Consider the following 23,478-nt stretch of genomic DNA (forward strand, 5'->3'; position numbering starts at 1 on the left):
GGAGCGTCTGTATGTGGACGGGAGCGAACTACACCGGCAAGATGCTGGAGTGGCGTCCGGTGGTCAACGCGACCTCGTGTGTGGTGGCCTATCCGGAGGGAGGAGCCGCTCGTTCGGTAGTGAACAGGAGTGGTCAGTCGCTGACCTTCTGGGAGAGCTCGGACTGCAACGGTCGCCACACGAACGGCCGCACGTCGTATTCGGACCTCGGATTCGACGCTTACTCGATTCATTGGTGCAGGCAGTGCTGATTCGGTGATCGACCGAGCTCGCGATCGGGCCGTGTGCGTGGCATTCTGCGCGCATGCGGCCTGATTTTCGTTCGCTCGCCGTCGCGGAACTCGCGGCGACGAGCCGGCGGCATCGCGTGAGCGGATCGTGGTTATGACCGGTGCTCGGTGATGATCCCGGGTGCGTCGGCGGATCGGCTGGGTGATATCGCTCGAGCAGCGACGCCGGATCATGTGTCATCACCTCGACCATCGGTGCCCGCTCCGCTGTGATCACCTCGACCAGGTAGGTTTAGCCCATGTCGAACACAACGTCACGCTCGGTCCTGGTGACCGGCGGTAACCGCGGCATCGGACTCGCGGTCGCGCAGCGTCTGCTTGCCGACGGTCACAAGGTGGCCGTCACGCATCGTGGGTCGGGGGTGCCGGACGGTCTGTTCGGTGTGAAATGCGATGTGACCGACAGCGAATCGGTGGACCGCGCGTTCGCCGAGGTGGAGGCGCATCAGGGTGCGGTCGAAGTGCTCGTGGCCAACGCGGGCATCACCGACGACACGCTGCTCATGCGGATGACCGAGGAGCAGTTCACCAAGGTGCTCGACGCCAACCTGACCGGCGCGTTCCGGTGCGCCAAGCGGGCCAACCGCGCGATGCTGCGCGCGCGCTGGGGCCGGATGATCTTTCTCGGGTCGGTGGTCGGCATGAGCGGCCAAGCCGGCCAGATCAACTACGCCTCCTCCAAGGCCGGTGTGATCGGTCTGGCCCGCTCGATCACCCGTGAGCTCGGCTCGCGCTCGATCACCGCCAATGTCGTCGCCCCTGGCTTCATCGAGACCGACATGACCGCTGACCTGCCCGAGGACATGCGCGACATGGCGAAGAAGTTCATTCCCCTGCAGCGGCTCGGCCAGCCGGAAGACATCGCGGCCGTGGTCAGCTTCCTGGCTTCCGAGGATTCCGCCTACGTCTCCGGCGCGGTGATCCCCGTCGACGGCGGCATGGGCATGGGCCACTGACCACCCCGTACGCCTAGTGCGGGCGGTCACGGCCGCCCGTAGCCAACCCCCACATTCGAATTTCAGGAGAACCGAGAACTCATGGGCGGACTGCTCGAAGGCAAGACCATCCTGGTCACGGGCATCATCACCGATTCGTCGATCGCGTTCCACGCGGCGGCCGTCGCGCAGGAGCAGGGCGCGAAGGTGATCATCACCGGCATCCCGGAGCGGCTGCGGCTGATCGACCGGATCGCCAAGCGCCTGCCCCAGGAGGTGCCACCGGCCATCGGGCTCGATGTCACCAGCGAAGAGGATCTCGCCGGCCTGGCAGACAAGCTGCGGGAACTGGCTCCGCAGGGGATCGACGGAGTGCTGCACTCGATCGCCTTCGCACCCCGCACCCTGATGGGGCCGGAGGCTCGGCCGTTCCTGGACGGTCCGGGCCCGGACGCCGCCAAGGCGTTCGAGATCTCGGCGTGGAGCTACGCTTCGCTCTCGCGCGCGGTGCTTCCGGTGATGAACGAGGGCGGCTCGATCGTCGGCATGGACTTCGATCCGCGCACCGCGATGCCGTACTACAACTGGATGGGCGTAGCCAAGGCGGCCCTGGAGTCGGTGAACCGGTACGTCGCGCGGGAGGTGGGCGCGGCCAAGAAGGTCCGCTCCAACCTCATCGCCGCCGGTCCGATCAAGACGCTGGCCGCCAAGGCGATCGCGGGCACCGCGACCGACGACGCGGCCAAGCTCAACCAGCTCAACACCTACTGGGACGGCGCCTCGCCGATCGGCTGGGATGTCGACGACCCCACCGTGGTGGCGAAGTCGATCGTGGCGCTGCTGTCGGACTGGCTGCCGGGCACCACCGGCTCGATCATCTACGTCGACGGCGGAGCCAGCCACAACACCTGGTTCCCGGAGGACATGGCGATCAACTGAGCGATTCGAGGGGAGACACCGTGATTCGTACCGCCGATGCGCTGCTGCTGCTGTCCTTCGGCGGTCCGGAGCGTCCCGAAGACGTGATGCCGTTCCTGGAGAACGTCACTCGGGGCAGGGGTGTGCCGCGCGAGCGTCTCGAAGCGGTCGCCGAGCACTACCTGCATTTCGGCGGTGTCTCGCCGATCAACGCGCTCAATCGCGACATCATCGCCGCGGTGGAGGCGGAATTGGCCGCCGCGGGTCTGGAGTTGCCGGTCTATTTCGGTAACCGGAACTGGCATCCCATGGTGGAGGACACCGTCGCGCGGATGACCGCCGACGGTGTCGGTTCCGCACTGGTCTTCCCGACCTCGGCGTGGGGCGGCTACTCCGGCTGCCTGCAGTACCACGAGGACATCGCCAGGGCGCGCGCTGCGTCCGGCGCGGGCGCGCCGGAACTGCTCAAGCTGCGCCAGTACTTCGACCACCCGCTGCTGATCGAGGCGTTCGCCGACGCCATCCGCGCGGCGCGCGATCAGCTCGCGGCCGAGCGGCGCGCCGCGCCGCGCCTGGTGTTCACCGCGCACTCCATTCCGGTGTCGGCCGATGCCGCCGCCGGTCCGCCCGCCGACGGTGGGCGGCTCTACAGCCGGCAGGTCGCCGATGCGGCCCGATTGTGTGCCGCGGCAACGGGTTTCACGGATTACGACGTCGTCTGGCAGTCTCGTTCCGGTCCGCCGCAGGTGCCGTGGCTGGAACCGGACATCGTCGACCACTTGGACGACCTCGCCGCCAAAGGGGTCGAGGCCGTAGTCGTCTGCCCCGTGGGGTTCGTCTCGGATCACCTGGAAGTCATCTGGGATCTGGACAACGAGGCCGCGCAGAAAGCCGCCGAACTCGGTATGGGCTTCGCCCGGGCCGCGACACCGGGAACCGATCCGCGCTTCGCGAAGCTGGTCGTCGAACTGGTCCGCGAGCAGGTGCGCGGCATCGAACCCCGTCGGCTCGGCGAGGTCGCGGGCTACGGCTGCACCCGGGACGGCGCACCATGTGCCGTCGGCTGCTGCGCGGTGCCGCGCCGTCCCACTGCTGGGAACTGAGGCGGCCCAGGCGATAGCATCGCCTGCGACCGATCGCCGAATCCGACTTTCTGGGGGGTAACTCTCGATGACCTATGCCGACGTTTTGACCAACGCCGCACTGCTCGATCCGCACGCTTGGTCCGACGCGCAGGTGTGGACCGTGGCTCTCGACGCCACCGAGGCCAGGCGCCGCAGCCGCAGCAGTGGCCGTGGCGGGTTCTCGATCGGCGGCTTGCTGCTGTGCATCGGGGTCGTCGTCGTAGTCATCGGACTCGTGATCTGGCTGCGCAAGCGAGGGAGTTCGAACCAGTCCCAGCAGCAGTATCCGCAGCAGCCCTACCAGCAGCAGTTCCCGCAGGCGCAGCAGTACCCGCAACCGTATCCGCCGCAGCAGGACTTCTCGGGGCAATCGCAGTACCCGGCGCCTCCGCAGTATCAGCAGCCCTACCAGCAGCAGCCGCAGCAGCAGTACCAGCAGTACCCGCAGCAGCAGCCGTATCCTCCGCAGCAGCCGTATCAGCCGCCGCAGCAGTGATCGCCACCCGCCGGAGCGTCAGAACTCGATGCCGGTGAGGCGGGTGTAGACATCAGGGAAGCCGGGGCGGGCCGTGCCCTCCCCCCAGGAGATGAGGCCGGTGAGCCGGCCGTCGACGAGAAGCGGTCCGCCACTGTCGTATTGGGTGGCGCCCGCGGTCGGACTACCGGCGCAGAGCATGGTGTAGGGGTCGAAGGCGGAACCATAGGCGGCGGTGCACTCGGCGTCGGTGACCAGGGAGACACTCGCCGTGTGCAGCCGGGCGTTGCCTTCGCCGGCTTCCGAGGTCGCTCCCCAGCCCAAGATGGTTCCGGCGCCCGGCCCGGGCGCCGCGATACCGACGGTCGGACCGGGCTGTGGCTGGTCGAGGGTCAGGATCGCCACATCGTTCCGATAGACCGCAGTCGCGTCCAGACCGCTCACCCGGAAATCGGGATGAATGCGAATGTCCTTGACCTGCGCGGTGTTTCCGTTGTTCCCGCGCAGGTCATCGCGGCCGAAGGTGACCGTGAGCGTCTGCGCCAGCGGCGGCGTCAGGGCCACGCAGTGCGCCGCGGTGATCACCTGGTCCGGCGCGATGAGCGCGCCGCCGCAGAACTGGCCGGTGGCACGGTTGAGGAACAACGGCGTGCCGATGGCCGCCAGCCACGGATACTCCGCGGTCGTGGCGTCGGTGCCACCCACGATCGCCGAGGCGGGGGCGTGCAGGCCGAGACCGATGAGCACGGCGAGGGCGGCTGTGCGGCCACGACGGAGAATTCGCATGTCACACCGCCCGCGATCCCGGTCAGCGGCTTCCGCGCGCCGAGGCGTGTACGGCGACCAGACGAGCGGCGCGGATCGCGTCCCACAGCGGGCGCAGCAGCGATTCCTGCGCTCCGATCGCGGTAGCCGAGGTGGGTGCCGAAGCGGGCTCCCGCTGCGCCACGGTGAGGATGGCCGCCACGTGATCGGCCGTATCGAGAATGCGCCTGGCGCGCAACGGAATCGACTCGGGATAGTCGTGCCGCGAGTAATCGGCGAGCTCGGCTTCGATGAGTTCGCGCGGATCGGAGTCGGCCGCGCCCAGCGAGGTGGTGTGCAGTTTCATCAGCGCGTCGGCGGCATCGCGGACCGCTTCGCGCATCGCGTATTCGGCCTCGCCGAGCGACATGTCCGGGCCCGGCGCCGCCGGGATGGGCGTGCTGTACACGGTCCACTGCAGAGTGTCGTCGTCGGGCCACTGCGGGATGAGGCCGGTGCCGTCGGTACCCGGCAGACCGATCAGAATGCCTTCCTCGGCCTCGATCGCGTCGGCGGCGAATGCCGTGCCCGTGGGGACTCCGCGCACGTCTCCGGGGACGGGGAGCACCAACCGCAGCTGCGAACCGGGCTGAGCCATCGTTTCGCGAATCACCTTCAACAGCGCCATGACTCCGCTTCCCGGCAGATTGCCGTGCGCGGACCACGGTAGGTCGGTGCGGCCGCCGGTGAACGGGTCACCCGCCGCGATCGTGTGCTTCGGCGCCCAGGCGTGCAAGGCGGCCAAAACGTCGTCGGGCGCACTGCGGCCGGCCAGCCAGGAGCTCGCCCACACCGTCAGTGTCGCGCTTGGAGAGCACATAATTATCGAGCATAAAGGGTGGGCGCTACCGGTGGGCATCCATGCGCAAGGGCATTCGTGAGCAGCACGGGAACCGCGGGCACCGCGCTCCCGGCTACCACGGGGTTCGCGCGGACACCGTCCGGCATCTGACCGCCGCGACCGATCCGGAACCCGTTAGTGGGCGCGCCGGACGTCGTCCGTCGATAGGCCCCCGCATGGCCGGAGCTACACCTGAGTGGGCGCGGCCGGACGTTGTCCGTCGATTGCCTCGTGCGTGGCCGGAGCGAGGGTGGAGGTTCGCATTGTTGGGCGCAGCCGGACGTTGTCCGTCGACAGCCTCGTGCATGGCCGGAGCGAAGGCGGAGGTACGCATTGTTGGGCGCAGCCGGACGTTGTCCGTCGACAGCCTCGTGCATGGCCGGAGCGAAGGCGGAGGTACGCATTGTTGGGCGCGGCCGGACGTTGTCCGTCCGTTGCCCCGCGTATGGCCGGAGCGAAGGCGGAGGTACGCATTGTTGGGCGCGGCCGGACGTAGTCCGTCGACAGCCTCGCGCATGGCCGGAGCGAAGGCGGAGGTACGCACTGTTGGGCGCGGCCGGACGTAGTCCGTCGACAGCCCCGCGCATGGCCGGAGCGCAGGCGGAGGTACGCCTAATCCGGTTCGGTGACGAAGTCGATCAGGCGCTCGACGGCGCCGATGAGCGGAGCCTCCAGATCGCGGAAGGAGGTCACCGCGCCGTACACCCGCCGCCAGCCGTCCTGGGGCGTACCCCAGCGCAGGCGTGCGCAGACGCCGGTCTTCCAGTCCTCCTCGCGCGGCACCTGCGGCCACTGCGCGATGCCGACCGTCGCCGGGCGCACCGCCTGCCACACGTCGACGAAGGGATGTCCGGTCACCAGGACGTGCGGCCCGAGTCCGGTGGTCAGCTGGGTCTCCTTCGATCCGGTCACCAGATGGTCGACCAGCACGCCGACCCGCCTGCCCGGGCCCGGCTCGAAGTCGCGCAGCCGTGCGGCCAGATTGTCCAAGCCTTCGAGCTGCTCCACCACCACGCCTTCGACCCGCAGATCGTGGCCCCACACCCGCTCGACCAAGGCGGCGTCGTGGACGCCCTCCACCCAGATCCGGCTGCCGCGGGCGACCCGGGCGCGCAGCCCCTCGACCCGGGTGGAGCCGGAGGCGGAGCGGTGCGGCGGCTTCGGCGGGGCGGCCGACGGCCGCACCAGCGTCACCGGCTCACCGTCGATGAGGAACGCGGCCTCGCGCAGTGCGAACAGGCGCACCGTGCCGCGGGCGTCCTCCAATTTCACGAACTCGCCGTCGTAGCTGCGATCGAATCCGACCACCGCGCCGCAAAATCCGGTGGCGGCGTCCTCGACGACCAGATCGCGTTCCGCGATGACCGTCGGCACCGTCCTGTTCTTCGATCGAGGATGTCCGGAGAAGATGTCATCATACCTGTCACGCCCGCTCACCTGCCTGAAGCTAGCACCGCCGCTGCGGCTTTCGGCGCACCCGGGGCACCGCGCGCCCGCGTCCGGAATTCATCCGGAGTACTCCCGAAGGTCGCGCCCCAGATCATGACCGGAGCACTACAGTGGTCGTGTGGCCGCAATTTTTTGGCTGGTCGCGGGCATTCTGCTCGCGGCGGCGGAGATGCTCACCGGCGACTTCACCCTGCTGATGCTGGGTGTCGCTGCGCTGGGCACGGCAGGTGTCAGCGCGGCGGCGGGTACGTCGCTGGTGGTGGACGCCATCGTCTTCGCGGTGATGTCGGCGGTGTTGTTCCTCGGCGTACGCCCGATCATCCGGCGCCGCTTCGGAACTCCGCCGCCCACGCCGACGAACGTGGACGCCTTGCCGGGGAAGACCGCTCTGGTGCTCGAACAGGTCGCGGCGCATTCCGGCCAGGTGAAGCTGGGCGGGGAGGTGTGGACGGCGCGGCCGATGGACACGACCGAAGTGTATGAACCGGGTACGACCGTGTATGTCATGAAGATCGACGGCGCGACCGCCGTCGTCTGGAAGGGGCCTTGATGGCTGTACTGATCGTTGCCGCCGTCCTCGTCTTGCTGGTCGTGGTGGTGGTCTTCAAGTCGATCGCGCTGGTGCCGCAGGCCGAGGCCGCGGTGATCGAGCGCCTGGGCCGGTATTCGCGTACCGTGTCCGGCCAGCTCACGTTCCTGGTGCCGTTCGCCGACCGGGTCCGGGCCAAGGTGGATCTGCGGGAGCGGGTGGTGTCGTTCCCGCCGCAGCCGGTGATCACCGAGGACAATCTGACCCTGCACATCGACACCGTGGTGTATTTCCAGGTGACCAGCCCGCAGGCGGCGGTGTACGAGATCAGCAACTACATCGCCGCCGTAGAGCAGCTGACCGTGACCACGCTGCGCAATGTGGTCGGCGGCATGACGCTCGAGCAGACCCTCACCTCCCGCGACGCGATCAACGGCCAGCTGCGCGGCGTGCTGGACGAGGCGACCGGGCGCTGGGGTCTGCGCGTCGCGCGGGTCGAGCTGAAGAGCATCGATCCGCCGCCATCGATCCAGGAGTCGATGGAGAAGCAGATGAAGGCCGACCGCGAGAAGCGCGCCATGATCCTCACCGCGGAGGGCCAGCGCGAGTCGGCGATCAAGACGGCCGAGGGTTCGAAACAGGCGCAGATCCTGTCCGCCGAGGGCGCCAAGCAGTCGGCGATCCTGGCCGCCGAAGGTGAACGGCAGAGCCGCATTCTGCGGGCGCAGGGTGAGCGCGCTGCCTCCTATCTGCAGGCGCAGGGCCAGGCCAAGGCCATCGAGAAGGTCTTCGCCGCCATCAAATCCGGTAAGCCCACGCCGGAATTGCTTGCCTATCAATACATGCAGACATTGCCCATGGTCGCGCGCGGGGACGCCAACAAGGTGTGGTTGGTGCCCAGCGATTTCGGCAAAGCGCTGGAAGGGTTCGCCAAGAGTTTCGGCAGCCAGGGCGAGGACGGCGTGTTCCGGTATGAACCGCCCGCCTCCGACGGCGCGGAAGTCAAGCCCGAGGACGACTCCGATGTCGCGGACTGGTTCGACACCGCGCCCGACCCGACCATCGAGCGGGCCGTGCGCGCCGCCGAGGCGACGGCGCGGACTCCGGTCGAGGGGCTGACTCCGACACCGCCTCCACAGGGCTTCGAGCCCTCGCCGCACCAGCCGGTCATCCCTCCGCAGGAGGCTTTCCCGGCGCAGCAGCCGCCGCAGCAACCCCCCGCCCAGCAACCGGACGACCCGCACGGCCGTCCTTGGCAGCCGCCGGAGAACTTCTCGAAGTAAACCCACGCCCACCCGCCCCGGACTCCGCCCGAGCCCGGGGCGGGTGCGTCGGAGCAGGCGAACGGCTCAGCCGGGCAGGCCGGCGGCGCGGATCGCCGGGAGGACGACGTCGGCGACGCCACGCATGCCCTGCGGGGTGAGGTGGTAGGGGATGAGTGTCTCGGTGGCGATGACCGGGTCGATCCAGCGGATGCCGACGGGCGCGCACGCGTCTCGGCCCTGCGAGGCCGCGCGGGTGTCGACGTAGACCGCGCCCTGCGCCGTGGCGACGCGGGATACCACGGTATTGAGACGATCGAAGGCGGCTTGGATGCGCGCGGCATCGGGCGGGCGAAGACCGACCAGCTCGGGACAGCCGCCGTCGCGCACATAGAGCGGCCAGCCGTCGACCACGATCTTCGCCCGCGGTGCCCGCACGGAGATCTGTTGCAGCGCGGTCGCATACGACGCAGCGATCGCGTCGATGGCGGTGTCCCAGTCCGGACCGGCGCACACACCGACTCCGACCAGGCCCGATACGTGGCAGCCGACCACGTGCTCGGCCATCAAGGCGTCGTTGGCGCCGATGTGCACCGTAACCAGTCTGGTGCCGGGGCCGAGAGCGTCGAACTGGGGTGGGATGCCCGGTCCCTGGGCAGCGGTGAGGTCCGGAATGCGCGCCGAGTTGCAGGTGCGGTCGTCGATCCGCAGGCCGAGGTCTTGGGCGATCAGCTTCGGTGTGTTGGCAGTCGAGCGCAGGCACCGCGGTGGGGACGAAGTGTCGAAATTGCGCACGCCCGTAGTGGCCGCGCCGGAATCGCCGAGAGCGACGTATTCGGTCCCGCCGTCCGTCGGGGCCGCGTACGCAGGCGCGGTGAAACCCGAGGCGACCAGGCAGGCGGCGACGGCCACGGTTCGCGCAAGATTCGTCATGTCGGGTCCTGTCCGTCCGTTTCTCGGCGCGATCGTGGGACATGCACGTCTCTTTGTGCCGCACGCTACTCGCCGAAGCCCGTTCCGCGCGTGGAATCGGGTGGCAGACTTCCATGTATGACGACACCTGGATGGGCCGACGTAGACCGCTACCTCGTGGAAACGCTGGTGGTGGATCCGGCTTCCGAAGCCGCGCTGGAGGCGAACAAGGCGGCGGGCCTGCCCCCGATCGACGTGTCGGCGCCGCAGGGGAAGTTTCTCCATCTGCTGGCCAGGACGGTGGGAGCACGGCGGGTGCTGGAGATCGGCACACTCGGCGGGTACAGCACGATCTGGCTCGCCCGTGCGGTCGGGGAGAAGGGACGCGTGGTGACGCTCGAGTTCGCCGCTGAGCACGCCGATGTGGCGCGGGCGAACCTGGAACGGGCGGGTGTCGGCGACCGGGTGGAGATCCGGGTGGGCGCCGCGCTGGACAGCCTGCCCGTGCTCGCCGAGGAGGATCCCGACCCGTTCGACCTGGTGTTCATCGACGCGGACAAGGTCAACAACTCGAACTACGTGCTGTGGGCACTGCGGCTGACCCGGCCGGGCTCGGTGATCATCGTCGACAACGTGGTGCGCGGCGGTGCGATCGCCGAGGAGGCTTCCGAGGATCCGAACGCACAGGCCAGCCGCGAGCTGGTCGAGTTGCTCACCGCCGAACCGAGTCTGGACGCGACGGTGGTCCAGACCGTCGGCAGCAAAGGGTGGGACGGCTTCGCCTATGCGGTGGTGAACGGCGAGATCGACGAGTGAGCCGCTTCGGCTAGGGCGTCAGCACCACCTTGCCGGTCGTCGCGCGGGTTTCCAGCGCCCGGTGCGCGGCGGCCGCCTCGGCGAGCGTGAAGCGATGGACCTCGGGGCGCAGCCGGCCCGCGGCCGCCTCGGCCATGGCGCGGTCCTCGAGGACGCGCAGATCGCCGCCGACGCGCGCGAGCATCGGTGGGCCGATCACCATCTCGGAGGTGATACCGCGGGCGGCCAGATCGTCGGCCGACAGCCGCAACCGCCCTTCCTGCTCCGACTTGCCGGACCAGCCGTAGACCAGGTGCTGCCCGCCCGGTGCGAGCAGATCGATGCCGGTGCGGGCGACCGCACCGCCCACGGAATCGAACAGCACGTTCGCCCCGTGCTCGCCGATGCGGGCGCGAACCCGGTCCGGCCAGTCCGGTGCCAGATAGTCCACCGCCAGGTCGGCGCCGTTGCGCCGCACCTGATCCACTTTCGCGGGGCCACCGGCCAAGCCGATCACCGTCGCTCCGGCGTTCTTCGCGTATTGCACCACCAGGGTGCCGATGCCGCCCGCCGCGGCCGTCACCAGGACGACGCTGCCGGGCTGCAACTCGGTGAACTGAAGGATTCCCATCGTCGTGCGCCCGGTGCCGATCATCGCCACCGCCTCCGCCGCGTCCAGGTTCGCCGGGATCTCGTGCAGCCGGGCCGCGTCCGTCACGGCCAGTTCGGCGTAACCGCCGGGCATCGCGCCGAGGTGGGCCACCACGCGGGCGCCGAGCAGGCTCGGCGCCACGCCGGCGCCGACGCGGTCGACGGTGCCCGCGACCTCGCGGCCGGGGATGGTCGGCAGTTCCGGCACCGGAAACGGCCCGGCCTCGCCCTTGCGCAGCGCCGTATCGATCAGATGCACACCGGCCGCCGCCACCGCGATACGCACCTGGCCGGGACCGGGCACGGGATCGGGAACGGATTCGTAGCGCAGGTTCTCGGCCGGGCCGAAGGCATGGAGGCGAATGGCGTGCACGGAAACTCCTGTTCGTGGGTGGTCGCCGACCAGCCTGCAACCTCGAGTCAGGTCGAGGTCAACCGATCACGCCGCAGGGCCCGCGCCGCGAATCCGTCGCACAGCGCGTCGAGCCCGTCGTAGAGCAATTCCTGCTGGGTCAGATCGCTCACCCCGCTGCCCGCGAGATCGGCCAGCGCGGGCGGGACCGGTCCCGCTGCCGCGCCGTTCAGCAGCGTCCGCAGCGCGTTGTCGCCGCCGGGATCCATGCCTTTGCGCGCCATCAGTTCGGCGCTGATCTCCGGCAGTGTGGCGCCGGAGATGTAGTTCCACACGGTGAAGGCCATGCCGGTCGCCTCGCGCGTGGACACGCCGAGTTCCAGGAAACCGTCCACCAACCAGGCGAGGCAGGCCAGGCTCTGCGGCCCGAAACTGTAGCGGGGCGTGGCGAAAGTGAGCAGCACCCACGGATGTTGCCGGTACAGGGCCCAGTCGACCTCGGCGGCGATGCGAACCCGCTCGCGCCACGTCCACTGCTGTCCCTCGGGGGAGGGATACGGGTTGCGCCCGGCCACTTCGTCGGTCATCAGCGCGAGCAGTTCGTCCTTGTTCGCGACGTGGCGATACAGCGACATCGCGCCCACCCCGAGCCGGTCGGCGATGCGCCGCATGGACAGCGCGTCCAAGCCCTCGGTATCGGCGAGTTCGATCGCGGCGTCGACGATGGCGGCGCGGTGCAGCTTGATCTCGGTCATCCCATGTCCTGCTTTCCGTCCTCGGCCCGGCTGCGTACACTGTACCCGGACTCATGCGTACGACGTACGCGCCAGCGAGAGGACTTTCGGAGATGACAGACGTGCAGCCGGTGCGGACCGCGCCGTCCACGACGGGCTCGCGCCGCGCTTGGCTTGGCCTCGCGGTCTTGCTGTTGCCGGTGCTGCTGGTGTCGATGGACATCTCGGTGCTGTTCCTCGCGCTGCCGACGCTGACGCTCGATCTGGACCCGTCGGCCGACCAGCAGCTGTGGATCCTGGACATCTACGGCTTCCTGATCGCGGGCCTGCTGATCACCATGGGCAATCTCGGCGACCGGATCGGGCGGCGCAATATCCTGCTGGCGGGCGCCGCGGTCTTCGGCATCGCGTCGGTGATCGCCGCGTTCGCGCCCAGCGCGGGCGTGCTGATCGCGGCGCGGGCGCTGATGGGCATCGGCGGCGCGACGCTGCTGCCGTCCAGTCTGGCGCTGATTTCGAGCCTGTTCCCCGACGCGCGGGAGCGCGCCGCCGCGATCGGCGTCTGGACGGCGTTCTTCGCCGGTGGTTCGGCCGTCGGGCCGATCATCGGGGGAATACTGTTGCATCACTTCTGGTGGGGCTCGGTGTTCCTGATCAACATTCCGGTGCTGCTGATCCTGCTCGCGTTCGGCCCGTTCGTCCTGCCGGAACACCGGGCCGGGGCCCTCGGGCCACTGGACCTGCCGAGCGTCGCCCTGTCGATCGGCGGCATCCTGCCGGTGGTGTACGGCATCAAGCACGCCGCCACCGAGGGCGTCGACGGGCAGGCGGTGGTCATCGCGCTGATCGGCGCGGTGATCCTGACCGCGTTCGTGCGCAGGCAGCGACACCTCGACGAACCCCTGCTCGACCTGCGGTTGTTCGCCCGTCCCCAGTTCTCCGTGGCGATCGGCGCCAGTCTTGCCGGGATGATGTCGCTGGCCGGGATGAGCTATCTGACGAGCATCTATTTGCAGTCGGTGACCGGGCGCACGCCGTTGGCGGCCGCGCTGCTCGGCATTCCGATGGCGATCGCGGTCTTCGTCTGCTCGATGGGCGGCGCACGGGTCGGACATCGTTTCGGCGCCCGCGCCACGTTCGTGTTCGCCTTGCTCGCCTCCGCGGCGGGCAACCTGATGCTGCTCGGCGTCGGCGCGCACGACGGACTGTGGTGGTATCTGACCGGGTCGACGATCGCGGGTATCGGCTACGGTCTCGCGTTCACCCTGGTGTCCGAGGTCTCGGTGGCCTCGGTGCCGCCGGAGCGGGCCGGATCGGCGGTGGGCATCTCGGAGACCAGCTTCGAACTGGGCAACGCGCTGGGCCTGGCGCTGCTCGGTTCGCTCGCGGCGCTGATCTTCCGGTCCGGCGGCGACTACGCGGCCACGCTCGGCGAGACCATCCAGCGGTCCGGCGGCGACGCGGCACTGGTCGAGGCGGCGCGCGGATCCTTCGTCGACGGCATGCACGTCGCGGTGGCCGTCGGCGCGACGGTGCTCGCCGCTATGGCGCTGATCGCGCGCTTCGCCTCGCCCGGCCCGCGCTGAACCGCGGGGCCGGGCTCAGCGGCCGAACACCGCCGCCACGACCTCGGCCGCCCAGCGGTTCGTCGGCCGGACGATCGTGCGGTGCACCCAGCGCACCGGGCGCGCCACCAGCGTGTTCCAGACGACCGCGACGGCGGCGAACACCGGGCGCAGCACGTAGCGGTACAGCGCCCGGCACGGCGCCACGACCAGCACACCCACGATGACGGTGGCCACCCGCCACCCGTACCGCGCGGTCGCACGCACCACACGCCACAGCGGATGGAGCACCCAGCGCCACAACTGCGCCAGCGGCCAGACGATCAGCCACTTGACGATGCGGTGGCACACCCAGGCGATCGCGTACCCGACGGGGTACACGACCCAGCGCAGCAACCAAGCTCCCACCGGACGAATCACTCTGCGCCACAGAAAAACCTCCACCGCGCGCCGCAGCGGTCGCAGCAGGTACTCCAGCAAGAGGGACAGCAGCGGCGTGAGCACCAAGCCCCACAGCAGATGCTGCACCACCCAGCCCCAGAGGAAATCCTTCGCGAAGATCCACACCGGCCGCACCACCCAGTGCCAGATCAGTTCCACTGCCGGAACCAGCAGGCGCCGCGCGACGAACACGAGAACCGCTCCGGTGACGCGGCCCAGCAGGACGATCCCCTCCCACAGCAGCCGGATCGGGACGAGCACCACGATCGCGATCCCGCGCGCGATCCACTGCGCGACCGAGACCTGCGTGCCCGGCGTCGACATGGCGTTCCCCCTCGGCTGGCGCTGGGGGACTACCCCTGGCGAAAAAGTCTGTGTACTACCCACATTCGAACACATGACCGCTGGCGGCGCGTGAGTAGAAATGCTCGAGCCCGTGCCCGCGGTCTCACCGCCCCACACGCGACGCGGGCCACCCTGTTCACCATCGAGCTCGGCGGCTCACTTCGGCGCACCGGAGGTTTCCCTCGGCGACGCCTACAGCGACTTCCTGACTCGGCGCGTCGGCATCGCCGGCTATCCACCCGCGACCTGCCGCGGTTCGTGCGTGCGATGTCGCGCTCGGAGTGATCGCGCGAACCGCGAGTGGCTGCCCTGTTCTGCGCCTACAGTCGAATTCGTGAACCGCACCCGGGCCTCGGACAACGGGCGACCTCTCGCCGAACGTATGGCGACGCGCCTGCTGTATCCCACGTCGCGCCCGCGCGAGCACGCGTTGCGCGCCGCGGTCGGCGGCGAGATCGTGCTCGTCACCGGTGCGTCGCACGGCATAGGCAAGGCCGGCGCGCGCAAGCTGGCCGCGGCGGGCGCGACCGTGCTGCTCGTCGCCCGCTCCGGCGCCGAACTCGAGCGGCTGGCCGCGGAGATCACCGCCGCGGGCGGCGTCGCGCACGCCTATCCCACCGACCTCACCGATATGGACGCGGTCGAACGCCTCGGCCGTCAGCTCCTCGATGAGCACGACCACCTGGACGTGGTGATCAACAACGCGGGCAAGTCGATTCGCCGCCCGATCGACGAGTCCTACGACCGTTTCCACGATTTCACCCGCACCATCGACGTCAACTACCTGGGTCCGGTGCGCCTGCTGCTCACCCTGCTGCCCGCCATGCGCGCTCGTGGGCGCGGCCACATCGTGAACATGTCCACCTGGGGTGTGCGGATGCCGCCCGCGCCGCGCTGGGCGGCCTACGGCGCGTCCAAGTCCGCCTTCGACGTCTGGTTGCGCAGTGTCGCGGCGGAGGTGGCCCGCGACGGCGTCACCACCACTTCGATCTACCTGCCGCTCGTGCACACCAGAATGAGTGCTCCCACCGACTTCAGCCGTGTTCCCGGGCTCACCGTGGACGAGGCCGCCGACCTGGTCTGCCACGCGGTGACCGCCCGGCCGCGGGAAATCGCCCCGTGGTGGTCGGCGCCGGTGCAGGCGTGGACCGATCTGACCCGCACCCATGCCCAGCGATTCATGGAGCGCGCCTTCCGCCGCTGAGCGGCAACGTCCGGGACACGCGGACGACGCGCCGGACATAGGATCGGCGGATGCGTGAATCCGTTGCGACCGGTCCGGCTGTGTCCGGTCTCACGACGGTGCTCGCGCTCGCCGACTCGCGGCTGCCGATCGGCGGGCACGTGCACTCCGGCGGCGTGGAAGAAGCCGTCGCCTCCGGCTTGGTCCGCGACGTCGCGACCGTGGAGCTGTACCTGCGTCGCCGGGTCCGCACCTCGGGGCTGGTGGCCGCGTCGCTCGCCGCGGCGGTGTGCGCGGGCGAACTGGATCCGGCGCGGGCGGAGGCGGAAGCCGACGCGCGCACGCCCGCGCCCGCGGCACGTGCCGCATCCCGCGCGCAGGGCCGCGGACTGTTGCGCCTGGCCGGACAGCTGTGGCCGCGGCACGACTGGTCACCGCTCGGCCGCACACCGCATCTGTCCTCGGTCTTCGGAATGGTCGGCGCGGCCGCCGCGGTATCGCCCCGGGAGACCGCGGGCGTGGTCGTCTACACGACACTCACCGGCGCCGCCACCGCGGCCCAGCGTCTGCTGGCCTTGGACCCCGCCGCTGTCGCCGCGTGCACGATCTGGCTGGCGGAGCTGTGCGACCGCGTCGCCGCGGAAGCGGCGACCGGTCTCGCCGCGATGTCCGATCCGCTGCAGGACGTGCTCGCCGAGCGTCATCGGCAGCGTGACATGCCCCTGTTCGCGAGCTGAAGCCCCGGAAGAAGGAGACCGCGCCATGCCCCCGCACCTGCTCGACGGTGAGCCGCACGACCACGGTCACGATCGGCCGAAACGGACCCGCACGCCCGGGGAGGCGCTGCGCATCGGCATCGGCGGACCGGTCGGCTCGGGAAAGACCGCCCTGGTGGCCGCGCTGTGCCGGCAACTGCGCGATGAGCTGTCGCTGGCGGTGCTGACCAACGACATCTACACCACCGAGGACGCCGATTTCCTGCGCAGGCACGCGGTCCTGCCGGACGAGCGGATCACCGCCGTGCAGACCGGAGGCTGCCCGCACACCGCCATCCGCGACGACATCACCGCCAACCTCGACGCCATCGACGATCTGGTGGCGGCCAACCCGCCGCTGGATCTGATCCTGGTCGAATCCGGCGGCGACAATCTGACCGCGACCTTCTCCTCCGGCCTGATCGATGTCCAGATCTTCGTGGTCGACGTGGCGGGCGGCGACAAGGTGCCGCGCAAAGGCGGACCCGGGGTGACCTTCTCCGATCTGCTGGTGATCAACAAAACCGATCTGGCGCCGCTGGTCGGCGCGGACCTCGGCGTGATGGAGCGGGACGCGGCGCGGGTGCGTGCGAACCGCCCGACCGTGCTCGTCTCGCTCACCGAGGACCCGGCGGCGACGCCGGTGCTGGCCTGGGTGCGCGAGCAATTGCGCACGGTCGCCGAGCAGGACCGGGCGAACGCCGACGAATCCGCCGCCGCGCGCTGAGATCGCCTGTTGCGCACGCAGTTACGTATAGCCGCGACCACGGCGGCGCTTCCGGAGATCCATGCGAGCGGCGGCTTGTCGGCCCGTCGCACCGGTCCGAACACGGTGCATCTGATCGGTACCGCGGCGACGCCGTTGGGCGGTGACGAGCTCGACATCGTGATCGCCGTCGCACCGGGCGCCGAACTGGTGGTGCGCTCGGTCGCGGCGTCGATCGCCCTGCCGGGCGCGGCGACGCCCTTGTCGTTCGGGCGCTGGCACCTCGAGGTCGGGAGCGGGGCCACCCTGGATTTCGATCCCGAACCGATGGTCGTAGCAGGCGGCGCGCGACATCACACGGTCACCACGATCCGGCTGGCTTCCGGTGCCCGGCTGCGCATGCGCGAGCGCGTCCAGGTCGGTCGCGCGGGTGAGAACAGCGGCGAGTGGCGGGGCGACCTGATCGCCGACGTCGACGACATGCCCCTGCTGCGCCATCGGCTGGCCCTGGGCGCGGGCACCCCGGCCGATGACGCGCTGGCCGCCCCTCGTGCCCTGGAGAGCGAACTCGTCTATCCGGAAGAACGCGCCGCGACGACAATCGGATTGACGCAGTCCCGGCTGCCCCTGGCGGGGGGTGGCAGTTTGTTCACCCGCACGGGGGCGCTGCTGAGCATTCCGGGGTGAGATGAATCGAGTTTCGGCGCGAAGGGCGCCACCTACTGGTATCGGTGACGAAAGGTCCTGTGCCGCATGCCGACATCGTCCAGTACAGGTGTAATCAGGCCGAGACCTGGAGATAGAAAGGGTGGGAGCCCGACAGCGTCGTCGAGCTCCCACCTTCCGGCTCGCTCCTGGACAGTGACATCCGATCAGCCGTCGGCCGCCTCGGAAGCCTCCGGAGCTGTGTCCGCGCCCTCCGGCGCCGGTTCGGTGGCCTCCTGGCCAGGGGCGACCGACTCCGGCGCGCTGAGCGCCCGCGGAGGCGCGCTGAGGGCGTGCACCGCACCGAGTCCCGCTCCGATGCCCGCACCGATGGCCGACAGCGGGGCGGCCATCAGGGCCGCGCCATAGGCGGCCCCGATCGGGCCTGCGGCGAGGCCGATCGGCGCGAACGGCAGACCGATCGCCAGGCCGAGACCTCCGCCGACGGCCGCCCCGAACAACGCGAACGGGCTCGCGAACACGAAGCCCGCCGCCGCGCCGATCGCGGCGGCGCCCATGGTCTGACTCGCGACGCGGTCGGACCTGGTGCGCTCCATCCCGACCGAGTCCAGGAAGGTCGCCATATCGGCCTCGGCCATCGCGGCGCTGTCGTTGATCTGGATCGCTTGCTCCCGGTAGAGCCACTCCGGTGCGTCGACCTGCACGTCACCGAAGCGCAATTTGCCCGGGGGCGGTGCGATCGGCGGCACCGGGGCGACCCGGGCGGGTGCGTGCAGCCCCATCAATGGGGCCAGGTACTCGTGGGCCGGCAACGGACGTGCCCACTGCAACGAACTCAGCGTGTCGTCCGGGATCCGCACACCCTCGTACGGACGCACGTTCGGCGCCTCGGCGCCGGGCCACTGGGCAGCCGCGTCGCTCAGGGCGCCGAAATCGAACCGGTTCACCGGCACGGACCGATCGGGCTCGGCGTTCGCGGTACCGGTTCCCACCATCGCGAGGATCAGCGGAACCGTCCCCGCCGCGACGATCGAACCCACCTTCGGCCGGTTCGGTTTGGGTGCTCGGTGCTTGCCTGTGCCCATAGATCACCTCTCATCCGGAAGGAGACGTCGACGCCCCACATTCGGATCTGCTGGCGACCTGGATTGGTCGGGCCCGCTATGACACCCGGTCAGCCGGCCTTGGCGTCGGTGTGCGCCTTGTCCACGGCGGCCCGGCTGTTGGTCGAGGCGCCGAGGGCGGCGGCCAGCTGTTCGGCGTCTTCGTCGTCGCCGTTGCTGATGGCCTCCAGGGCTAGTCGGGCGAACACCCACTGTTCGGTGGCCGCCATCTGCCCCCGGCTGCGGCCGAGGAAGGTGACGAACCACTGGATGACGGTGACGATCCGGCTGCGGTAACCGACCAGGTAGTACAGGTGCAGCGCGAGCCAGGCCAGCCACGCGATGAACCCGCCGAATTCCAGCTTGCCCACCTGGCACACGGCGCTGAACCGCGAGATCGTGGCCATGCTGCCCTTGTTGAAGTACTTGAACGGCTTGCGCTCTTGCGGCGCCTGGCCTTCGAGTCCGGCCTTGATCTGCCGGGCGGCGTAGGTCGCGCCCTGGATGGCGCCCTGGGCCTGGCCGGGCACGTTCGGCACCGACATCAGGTCGCCGACCACGAAGACGTTCGGGTGGCCCTTCACGGTCAGGTCCGGTTCGACCACGACCCGGCCCGCGCGGTCGACCTCGGTGCCGTCGGACTGGTCGGCGATCATCTTGCCCAGCGGGCTGGCCTGCACGCCTGCCGACCAGACCTTGCACGCCGACTCGATGCGGCGGATCGTGCCGTCGGAGTCCTTCACCGTCACGCCGAACGCGTCGACGTCGATCACCATGGCGTTGAGCTGGATCTCCACGCCCATCTTCGCGAGGCGGCGTTCGGCCTTGCCGCCGAGGTTCGGCCCCATCGGCCCGAGCACCGCGCCCGCGCCCTCGATCAGCACCACCCGCGCGTCGCGCGGATCGATGTTGTGGAAGGTGCCCTCCAGGGTGCGGTCGGACAGTTCGGCGATCTGCCCGGCCAGCTCGACGCCGGTGGGCCCCGCGCCGACCACGACGAAGGTGAGCAGCCGGTCGCGCTCCTCCTGGGTGGTCGCCAGCTCGGCTTGCTCGAACGCGCCGAGGATGCGGCCGCGCAACTCGAGCGCGTCATCGATCGTCTTCATGCCGGGCGCGTAGGTGGCGAAGCGGTCGTTGCCGAAGTAGGACTGCTGCGCACCGGTCGCGACGATGAGGCTGTCGAAACCGGTGACGGTGTCCTGGTCGAGCAGGCGTGAGGTCACCGTCTTGGCGGCCAGGTCGATGTCGGTGACCTCGCCCATCAGCACTTGCGCGTTCTTCTGCTTGCGCAGCACCAGCCGGGTGGCCGGCGCGATCTCGCCGACCGACAGGATGCCGGTCGCGACCTGGTAGAGCAGCGGCTGGAACAGGTGGGTCGAGGTCTTCGAGATCAGCGTGACGTCGACATCGGCGCGCTTGAGGTGCTTGGTGCCGAACAGGCCGCCGAAGCCCGAACCGATCACCACCACCCGGTGCCGGCCGTTCTCGACAGTCTGAGTACTCATCGTCCTGCTCCTCGATGGACCTTGGGGGTCGTCCCCGGCAACGATTCCTGACACGCTAAACCGTAGCCGCCGAGCCGAGCACCGTCACGACGAGATCCCCGTTCCTGGCGTGTTGCGGTGCGATGTCTCACCGCCGACGGGCCGAGGCGGGGAGGATCGCGGCGACCGAACCGGCCGAGCGAACGCGGCCGAGAGCCTACGATGGTTACTGTCGCTCAGGGAGGATTGCCATGGTCGCCGGTGATCGTGCGGTCGGCCGGAAGCCCAGCGTGCAGGCCGAATCGGAGAACGTCGCGCTGATCGAGGTACCGCACGGCCATTTGATCGACCGGGCGCTGGGACTGCTGCCGGAACGGCGCCAAGTGCTGGCCACCCCGCCGCGGGGCAGCACCACGGTCCCGGTGCGCGGCGATGCCGGCCTGCCCTATCTGGGCCGGGCGTTGCACTACATGCGCTGGGGTCCGGCCGAGATGATGGAGCGCTACCGCAGGTACGGACCGGTCTCGCTGAACACCTCGCTCGGTGTCGACCGGGTGCTGGTCTCGGGACCGGACGCGCTCGACGAAGTGCTCGGACACCGGCGCCGCGACTTCGGCCAGGGCTGGGACTACTTCATCGGCCCGTTCTTCCGGCGCGGTCTGCTGCTGCTGGAGTTCGACGAGCACAAATTCCACCGCAGGATCATGCAGCAGGCGTTCACCAGGGACCGGCTGGAAGCCCACCTGGCCGCGCTGACTCCGGTGGTGCGGGCGAGCATCGCGCACTGGGTGCCGCCCGAGCGCGACGCCGAACGCACGGTGCGGCTGTATCCGACGATCAAAGAGCTGACCCTCGACATCGCGGCGGAGAGTTTCATGGCCGCGGACGTCGGCCCGCAGCGCAGGAAACTGATCGACGCGTTCGTCGACTGCACCCACGCGGGGCTGGCGATCATCCGGCACTCGGTGCCGGGCGGGCACTGGCGGGCCGGGCTGCGCGGCCGGAAGGTGCTCGAGGACTACTTCACCGCGATGCTGCCGCAGAAGCGCCGCTCCGAATCGCCGGACTTCTTCTCCGGGCTGTGTCACGCCCGCAGCGAAGACGGCGGCGTCTTCGGTGACGCGGACGTGGTGAACCACATGATCTTCCTGATCATGGCCGCGCACGACACCACGACGACGACCGCCACTGCCGTCGCCTATTACCTGGGCAAGCACCCGGACTGGCAGCAGCGGGTGCGCGCCGAGGTGCTCGACATGGACGCACGGCTCGGCGACGCGTCCCCGGCCATCGCGGACCTGGAAGCGCTGCGCGACCTGGATCTGGTGGTCCGGGAGAGCCTGCGGCTGATGCCGCCGGTTCCCGGACTGTCGCGCCGCGCGGTGCGCGATACCGAGGTGGCGGGCCATTACATTCCGGCGGGCGCGCCCGTGGACCTCGCCTACCAGGTGAATCACCTGTTACCGGAACTGTGGACCCATCCCGAGCGCTTCGATCCGGAGAGATTCGGCGAGCAGCGGCACGAGGACAAGTCGCACCGCCTGGCCTGGATGCCGTTCGGGGCCGGCGCGCACAAGTGCATCGGGATGCACTTCGGCACGTTCGAGGTGAAGACGGTGACCGCCGCCCTGGTGCGCGAATACGAGTGGCGGATCCCCGAGGAATACCGGATGCCCTGGGGATTCACCACGATTCCATTCCCCAGGGACGGTGCGCCGATGACGTTGCGCAGGCGGGCGGGCGCCTGAGGCGGCGCGTCAGCGCCCGGCGAGCAGGATCTCCGCAAGCTTGGTGTCGGTGTCGGCGCCCTCGGTGTAGCCGCCCGCGTCACCCAGCGAACTCATGATGGCCAAGGTGTAGCGCTCGCCCGGTCCCGCGAAACCGACCGAGTTGACCACCCAGCCGCCCTGTTCGGCCGACCAGCCGTTCTTCAGTCCGGGACGCATGCTCGCGCCCGCGCCCCACACGCCCCAGTGCTGGTTGGAGTCCACCGCGCGCATCCGGTCGACCAGGTAGTTGCGGTCGTCGGGATGCATGTGGTTGAGGATGTGGTCCATCAGCCGGTCGAGGTCGGCGGCGGTGCACTTCTGGAACGACCAGTCCGGGAACAGCGCGGTGTTGGTGGGCTGCGGAACCAGCGAGGACATCCCGTTGGCGCGGAAGGCGTTGTTGAACGCCATCCGGTCGATGCCCGCGTATTTGGTCCACAGCAGGTCGGCGGCGCCGTCGTTCGAGGTCGCGAGCATTCCCTCCAGCAGTCCGCGGTCCTCCGGCGACAGCGAGATGGCGCCGACCCGGGCCCGGTTGAGCAGGTCGGCGGCGATCGCGAGCTTGATCGTGGACGCGGTCCAGACCGCGTTCTCGGCGTTGGCGTTGGCGTAGACCCCGCCCGAGACCCGGTCGCGCAGGACGTAGCCGGTGACTCCGGGACGGCTGTTGAGATAGGCGTCGGCCTTCGCGATGCGGCTGCTCATATCGCAGTCGAAACCGGACAGGCACCCCTGAGTGTGCGCGAGCGGCGCGGCGCCCGCGATCGGTAGCGCGGCGGGCAGGCTGGGAGCGATGATCGCCACGGCGGCGAGGACACAGGCGGAGGCGGCCACACGGGGAACGGTTCGGGTGGCGGCGGACGGATAACGCACGAGGGACCACGATCGCACATCGCGGGTCCGGACGCACGTCTTGAGCTCGGCCGCAAGGTGTGCTAACGCCCATTTCGGGCACTTGCGGCGCAAAAGTTTTCGCTCGACGCCGCAGGCCGGGGAACGTCAGCGGAAGGCGGCGCGCAGTTCCTCGACGGTGCGTCCGTTGAGCCGGTAGCAGTGCTCGAAGGCCTCGGTGTGCCGATCGCGGGGCCAGGAATGCAGAACGACGGTGCGACCGTAGTTGCGCGAGTTGACGAGCTCCCAGCGGTCACCGACCCGGCGGACCGTGAATCCGCCTTTCGGGACCAGGGGAATCACCATCGCATCCATGAACGCGAACCAGCCTTTCGGTGCAGCTCTCTCGTTCCGCCCCGGTGCAAACTCTTACCTCCCCGGTGCAGCACTGTCGCACACGGCCGCCGCGGTCCCCGCGTGACACGGCGAAGTAATCCGTTCTCGTGTGGTCTATTTCACTGGCGTCCGGGTGGGGCGGTGCAGTTGCGCGTCGGTCGCT

The 23,478-nt window shown here is 69.5% G+C and carries 25 protein-coding genes; 14 read left to right on the forward strand and 11 right to left on the reverse strand.

The genetic code is table 11. The annotated features are described in order from the left end of the window. Positions 1 to 11: 11 nt before the first annotated feature. From LTT66_RS37495 to LTT66_RS26280, 5 genes are all read left to right on the forward strand, one after another. Positions 12 to 251, forward strand: a complete 240-nt coding sequence (locus tag LTT66_RS37495; protein ID WP_408638675.1) for a peptidase inhibitor family I36 protein — start codon at positions 12 to 14, stop codon at positions 249 to 251. A gap of 278 nt (positions 252 to 529) precedes the next feature. Next, on the forward strand, positions 530 to 1,246 hold the full coding sequence (fabG1, locus tag LTT66_RS26265) for a 3-oxoacyl-ACP reductase FabG1 (protein WP_181722410.1): 717 nt from the start codon (positions 530 to 532) through the stop codon (positions 1,244 to 1,246). Positions 1,247 to 1,327: 81 nt separating this feature from the next. Next, a complete protein-coding gene (gene inhA, locus LTT66_RS26270) occupies positions 1,328 to 2,164 on the forward strand; it encodes an NADH-dependent enoyl-ACP reductase InhA (protein WP_043693545.1) in 837 nt (278 codons plus the stop codon). Positions 2,165 to 2,250: 86 nt separating this feature from the next. Then, a complete protein-coding gene (locus LTT66_RS26275; RefSeq protein ID WP_233069400.1) occupies positions 2,251 to 3,246 on the forward strand; it encodes a ferrochelatase in 996 nt (331 codons plus the stop codon). Positions 3,247 to 3,313: 67 nt separating this feature from the next. Continuing rightward, positions 3,314 to 3,763, forward strand: coding sequence for a hypothetical protein (locus LTT66_RS26280; protein ID WP_233061065.1), 450 nt, complete (start codon positions 3,314 to 3,316; stop codon positions 3,761 to 3,763). A gap of 18 nt (positions 3,764 to 3,781) precedes the next feature. Here LTT66_RS26280 and LTT66_RS26285 read toward each other — a convergent pair whose 3' ends face one another. The 3 genes from LTT66_RS26285 to LTT66_RS26295 all read right to left on the reverse strand — a co-directional run bounded on the left by LTT66_RS26285 (position 3,782) and on the right by LTT66_RS26295 (position 6,824). After that, on the reverse strand, positions 3,782 to 4,528 hold the full coding sequence (locus LTT66_RS26285; RefSeq protein WP_233061066.1) for a S1 family peptidase: 747 nt from the start codon (positions 4,526 to 4,528) through the stop codon (positions 3,782 to 3,784). Between the two features lie 22 nt (positions 4,529 to 4,550). After that, a complete protein-coding gene (locus tag LTT66_RS26290; protein ID WP_233061067.1) occupies positions 4,551 to 5,366 on the reverse strand; it encodes a hypothetical protein in 816 nt (271 codons plus the stop codon). 633 nt (positions 5,367 to 5,999) lie between these two features. After that, entirely contained in the window at positions 6,000 to 6,824 is an 825-nt protein-coding gene (locus LTT66_RS26295) for a DUF3097 domain-containing protein (RefSeq protein WP_233061068.1), read from the reverse strand. A gap of 130 nt (positions 6,825 to 6,954) precedes the next feature. On the opposite strand from LTT66_RS26295, the gene LTT66_RS26300 reads away from it, so the two are divergent. Next, positions 6,955 to 7,386, forward strand: coding sequence for an NfeD family protein (locus LTT66_RS26300; RefSeq protein ID WP_043693442.1), 432 nt, complete (start codon positions 6,955 to 6,957; stop codon positions 7,384 to 7,386). After that, positions 7,386 to 8,648 (forward strand): SPFH domain-containing protein, encoded by a 1,263-nt coding sequence (locus LTT66_RS26305; protein WP_233061069.1) that lies wholly within the window; start codon positions 7,386 to 7,388, stop codon positions 8,646 to 8,648. Before LTT66_RS26300 ends, LTT66_RS26305 begins: the two co-directional genes overlap by 1 nt. A gap of 66 nt (positions 8,649 to 8,714) precedes the next feature. Here LTT66_RS26305 and LTT66_RS26310 read toward each other — a convergent pair whose 3' ends face one another. Continuing rightward, the gene (locus LTT66_RS26310) at positions 8,715 to 9,560 is read right to left on the reverse strand and encodes an SGNH/GDSL hydrolase family protein (RefSeq protein WP_233061070.1); all 846 of its coding nucleotides are present in this window, start codon (positions 9,558 to 9,560) and stop codon (positions 8,715 to 8,717) included. Between the two features lie 117 nt (positions 9,561 to 9,677). On the opposite strand from LTT66_RS26310, the gene LTT66_RS26315 reads away from it, so the two are divergent. After that, positions 9,678 to 10,355: an O-methyltransferase gene (locus tag LTT66_RS26315; protein ID WP_233061071.1), complete on the forward strand. Its 678-nt coding sequence runs from the start codon at positions 9,678 to 9,680 to the stop codon at positions 10,353 to 10,355. 10 nt (positions 10,356 to 10,365) lie between these two features. Here LTT66_RS26315 and LTT66_RS26320 read toward each other — a convergent pair whose 3' ends face one another. Both LTT66_RS26320 and LTT66_RS26325 read right to left on the reverse strand, forming a co-directional pair. Continuing rightward, positions 10,366 to 11,358 (reverse strand): zinc-binding dehydrogenase, encoded by a 993-nt coding sequence (locus LTT66_RS26320; protein WP_233061072.1) that lies wholly within the window; start codon positions 11,356 to 11,358, stop codon positions 10,366 to 10,368. A gap of 47 nt (positions 11,359 to 11,405) precedes the next feature. Further along, positions 11,406 to 12,092 (reverse strand): TetR/AcrR family transcriptional regulator, encoded by a 687-nt coding sequence (locus tag LTT66_RS26325; RefSeq protein WP_233061073.1) that lies wholly within the window; start codon positions 12,090 to 12,092, stop codon positions 11,406 to 11,408. A 92-nt stretch (positions 12,093 to 12,184) separates the two neighbouring features. On the opposite strand from LTT66_RS26325, the gene LTT66_RS26330 reads away from it, so the two are divergent. Further along, entirely contained in the window at positions 12,185 to 13,657 is a 1,473-nt protein-coding gene (locus LTT66_RS26330; RefSeq protein ID WP_233061074.1) for an MFS transporter, read from the forward strand. A gap of 15 nt (positions 13,658 to 13,672) precedes the next feature. On the opposite strand, the gene LTT66_RS26335 is transcribed toward LTT66_RS26330, so the two are convergent. Beyond that, positions 13,673 to 14,401 carry a hypothetical protein gene (locus LTT66_RS26335; RefSeq protein ID WP_233061075.1) on the reverse strand — a complete coding sequence of 243 codons (729 nt, stop codon included), beginning with the start codon at positions 14,399 to 14,401 and terminating at the stop codon, positions 13,673 to 13,675. Between the two features lie 355 nt (positions 14,402 to 14,756). Between LTT66_RS26335 and LTT66_RS26340 the strand changes: the two genes are divergently transcribed. From LTT66_RS26340 to LTT66_RS26355, 4 genes are all read left to right on the forward strand, one after another. Further along, entirely contained in the window at positions 14,757 to 15,626 is an 870-nt protein-coding gene (locus LTT66_RS26340; protein WP_408638676.1) for an SDR family NAD(P)-dependent oxidoreductase, read from the forward strand. Positions 15,627 to 15,706: 80 nt separating this feature from the next. Then, positions 15,707 to 16,342, forward strand: coding sequence for an urease accessory protein UreF (locus LTT66_RS26345; RefSeq protein ID WP_233069402.1), 636 nt, complete (start codon positions 15,707 to 15,709; stop codon positions 16,340 to 16,342). Positions 16,343 to 16,367: 25 nt separating this feature from the next. Continuing rightward, entirely contained in the window at positions 16,368 to 17,087 is a 720-nt protein-coding gene (gene ureG / locus LTT66_RS26350) for an urease accessory protein UreG (RefSeq protein WP_233061076.1), read from the forward strand. 9 nt (positions 17,088 to 17,096) lie between these two features. Next, positions 17,097 to 17,753 (forward strand): urease accessory protein UreD, encoded by a 657-nt coding sequence (locus LTT66_RS26355; RefSeq protein WP_233061077.1) that lies wholly within the window; start codon positions 17,097 to 17,099, stop codon positions 17,751 to 17,753. A gap of 185 nt (positions 17,754 to 17,938) precedes the next feature. Here the strand turns inward: LTT66_RS26355 and LTT66_RS26360 are convergent, their stop codons facing one another. Next, positions 17,939 to 18,817, reverse strand: coding sequence for a hypothetical protein (locus tag LTT66_RS26360; RefSeq protein WP_233061078.1), 879 nt, complete (start codon positions 18,815 to 18,817; stop codon positions 17,939 to 17,941). Positions 18,818 to 18,906: 89 nt separating this feature from the next. Further along, positions 18,907 to 20,340, reverse strand: coding sequence for an NAD(P)/FAD-dependent oxidoreductase (locus LTT66_RS26365; protein WP_233061079.1), 1,434 nt, complete (start codon positions 20,338 to 20,340; stop codon positions 18,907 to 18,909). Between the two features lie 230 nt (positions 20,341 to 20,570). On the opposite strand from LTT66_RS26365, the gene LTT66_RS26370 reads away from it, so the two are divergent. After that, positions 20,571 to 22,067: a cytochrome P450 gene (locus tag LTT66_RS26370; RefSeq protein ID WP_233061080.1), complete on the forward strand. Its 1,497-nt coding sequence runs from the start codon at positions 20,571 to 20,573 to the stop codon at positions 22,065 to 22,067. A gap of 9 nt (positions 22,068 to 22,076) precedes the next feature. Here LTT66_RS26370 and LTT66_RS26375 read toward each other — a convergent pair whose 3' ends face one another. Together LTT66_RS26375 and LTT66_RS26380 are read right to left on the reverse strand one after the other, a co-directional pair. Then, the gene (locus tag LTT66_RS26375) at positions 22,077 to 22,922 is read right to left on the reverse strand and encodes a serine hydrolase (protein ID WP_181722391.1); all 846 of its coding nucleotides are present in this window, start codon (positions 22,920 to 22,922) and stop codon (positions 22,077 to 22,079) included. A gap of 165 nt (positions 22,923 to 23,087) precedes the next feature. Continuing rightward, positions 23,088 to 23,285, reverse strand: coding sequence for a hypothetical protein (locus LTT66_RS26380; protein WP_227954703.1), 198 nt, complete (start codon positions 23,283 to 23,285; stop codon positions 23,088 to 23,090). Positions 23,286 to 23,478: the final 193 nt, after the last annotated feature.

The organism is Nocardia gipuzkoensis (assembly GCF_021183645.1).
GTDB classification, from domain to species: domain Bacteria; phylum Actinomycetota; class Actinomycetes; order Mycobacteriales; family Mycobacteriaceae; genus Nocardia; species Nocardia abscessus.

Excerpts from the sequence above, each read along its gene's own strand:
- LTT66_RS37495 (WP_408638675.1), top strand. The coding sequence starts at position 12 with ATGTGGACGGGAGCGAACTACACCGGCAAGATGCTGGAGTGGCGTCCG.
- fabG1 (WP_181722410.1), top strand. The coding sequence starts at position 530 with ATGTCGAACACAACGTCACGCTCGGTCCTGGTGACCGGCGGTAACCGC.
- inhA (WP_043693545.1), top strand. The coding sequence starts at position 1,328 with ATGGGCGGACTGCTCGAAGGCAAGACCATCCTGGTCACGGGCATCATC.
- LTT66_RS26275 (WP_233069400.1), top strand. The coding sequence starts at position 2,251 with ATGCCGTTCCTGGAGAACGTCACTCGGGGCAGGGGTGTGCCGCGCGAG.
- LTT66_RS26280 (WP_233061065.1), top strand. The coding sequence starts at position 3,314 with ATGACCTATGCCGACGTTTTGACCAACGCCGCACTGCTCGATCCGCAC.
- LTT66_RS26285 (WP_233061066.1), bottom strand. The coding sequence starts at position 4,528 with ATGCGAATTCTCCGTCGTGGCCGCACAGCCGCCCTCGCCGTGCTCATC.
- LTT66_RS26290 (WP_233061067.1), bottom strand. The coding sequence starts at position 5,366 with ATGTGCTCTCCAAGCGCGACACTGACGGTGTGGGCGAGCTCCTGGCTG.
- LTT66_RS26305 (WP_233061069.1), top strand. The coding sequence starts at position 7,386 with ATGGCTGTACTGATCGTTGCCGCCGTCCTCGTCTTGCTGGTCGTGGTG.
- LTT66_RS26310 (WP_233061070.1), bottom strand. The coding sequence starts at position 9,560 with ATGACGAATCTTGCGCGAACCGTGGCCGTCGCCGCCTGCCTGGTCGCC.
- LTT66_RS26315 (WP_233061071.1), top strand. The coding sequence starts at position 9,678 with ATGACGACACCTGGATGGGCCGACGTAGACCGCTACCTCGTGGAAACG.
- LTT66_RS26325 (WP_233061073.1), bottom strand. The coding sequence starts at position 12,092 with ATGACCGAGATCAAGCTGCACCGCGCCGCCATCGTCGACGCCGCGATC.
- LTT66_RS26330 (WP_233061074.1), top strand. The coding sequence starts at position 12,185 with ATGACAGACGTGCAGCCGGTGCGGACCGCGCCGTCCACGACGGGCTCG.
- LTT66_RS26335 (WP_233061075.1), bottom strand. The coding sequence starts at position 14,401 with ATGTCGACGCCGGGCACGCAGGTCTCGGTCGCGCAGTGGATCGCGCGC.
- ureG (WP_233061076.1), top strand. The coding sequence starts at position 16,368 with ATGCCCCCGCACCTGCTCGACGGTGAGCCGCACGACCACGGTCACGAT.
- LTT66_RS26360 (WP_233061078.1), bottom strand. The coding sequence starts at position 18,817 with ATGGGCACAGGCAAGCACCGAGCACCCAAACCGAACCGGCCGAAGGTG.
- LTT66_RS26365 (WP_233061079.1), bottom strand. The coding sequence starts at position 20,340 with ATGAGTACTCAGACTGTCGAGAACGGCCGGCACCGGGTGGTGGTGATC.
- LTT66_RS26370 (WP_233061080.1), top strand. The coding sequence starts at position 20,571 with ATGGTCGCCGGTGATCGTGCGGTCGGCCGGAAGCCCAGCGTGCAGGCC.
- LTT66_RS26380 (WP_227954703.1), bottom strand. The coding sequence starts at position 23,285 with ATGGTGATTCCCCTGGTCCCGAAAGGCGGATTCACGGTCCGCCGGGTC.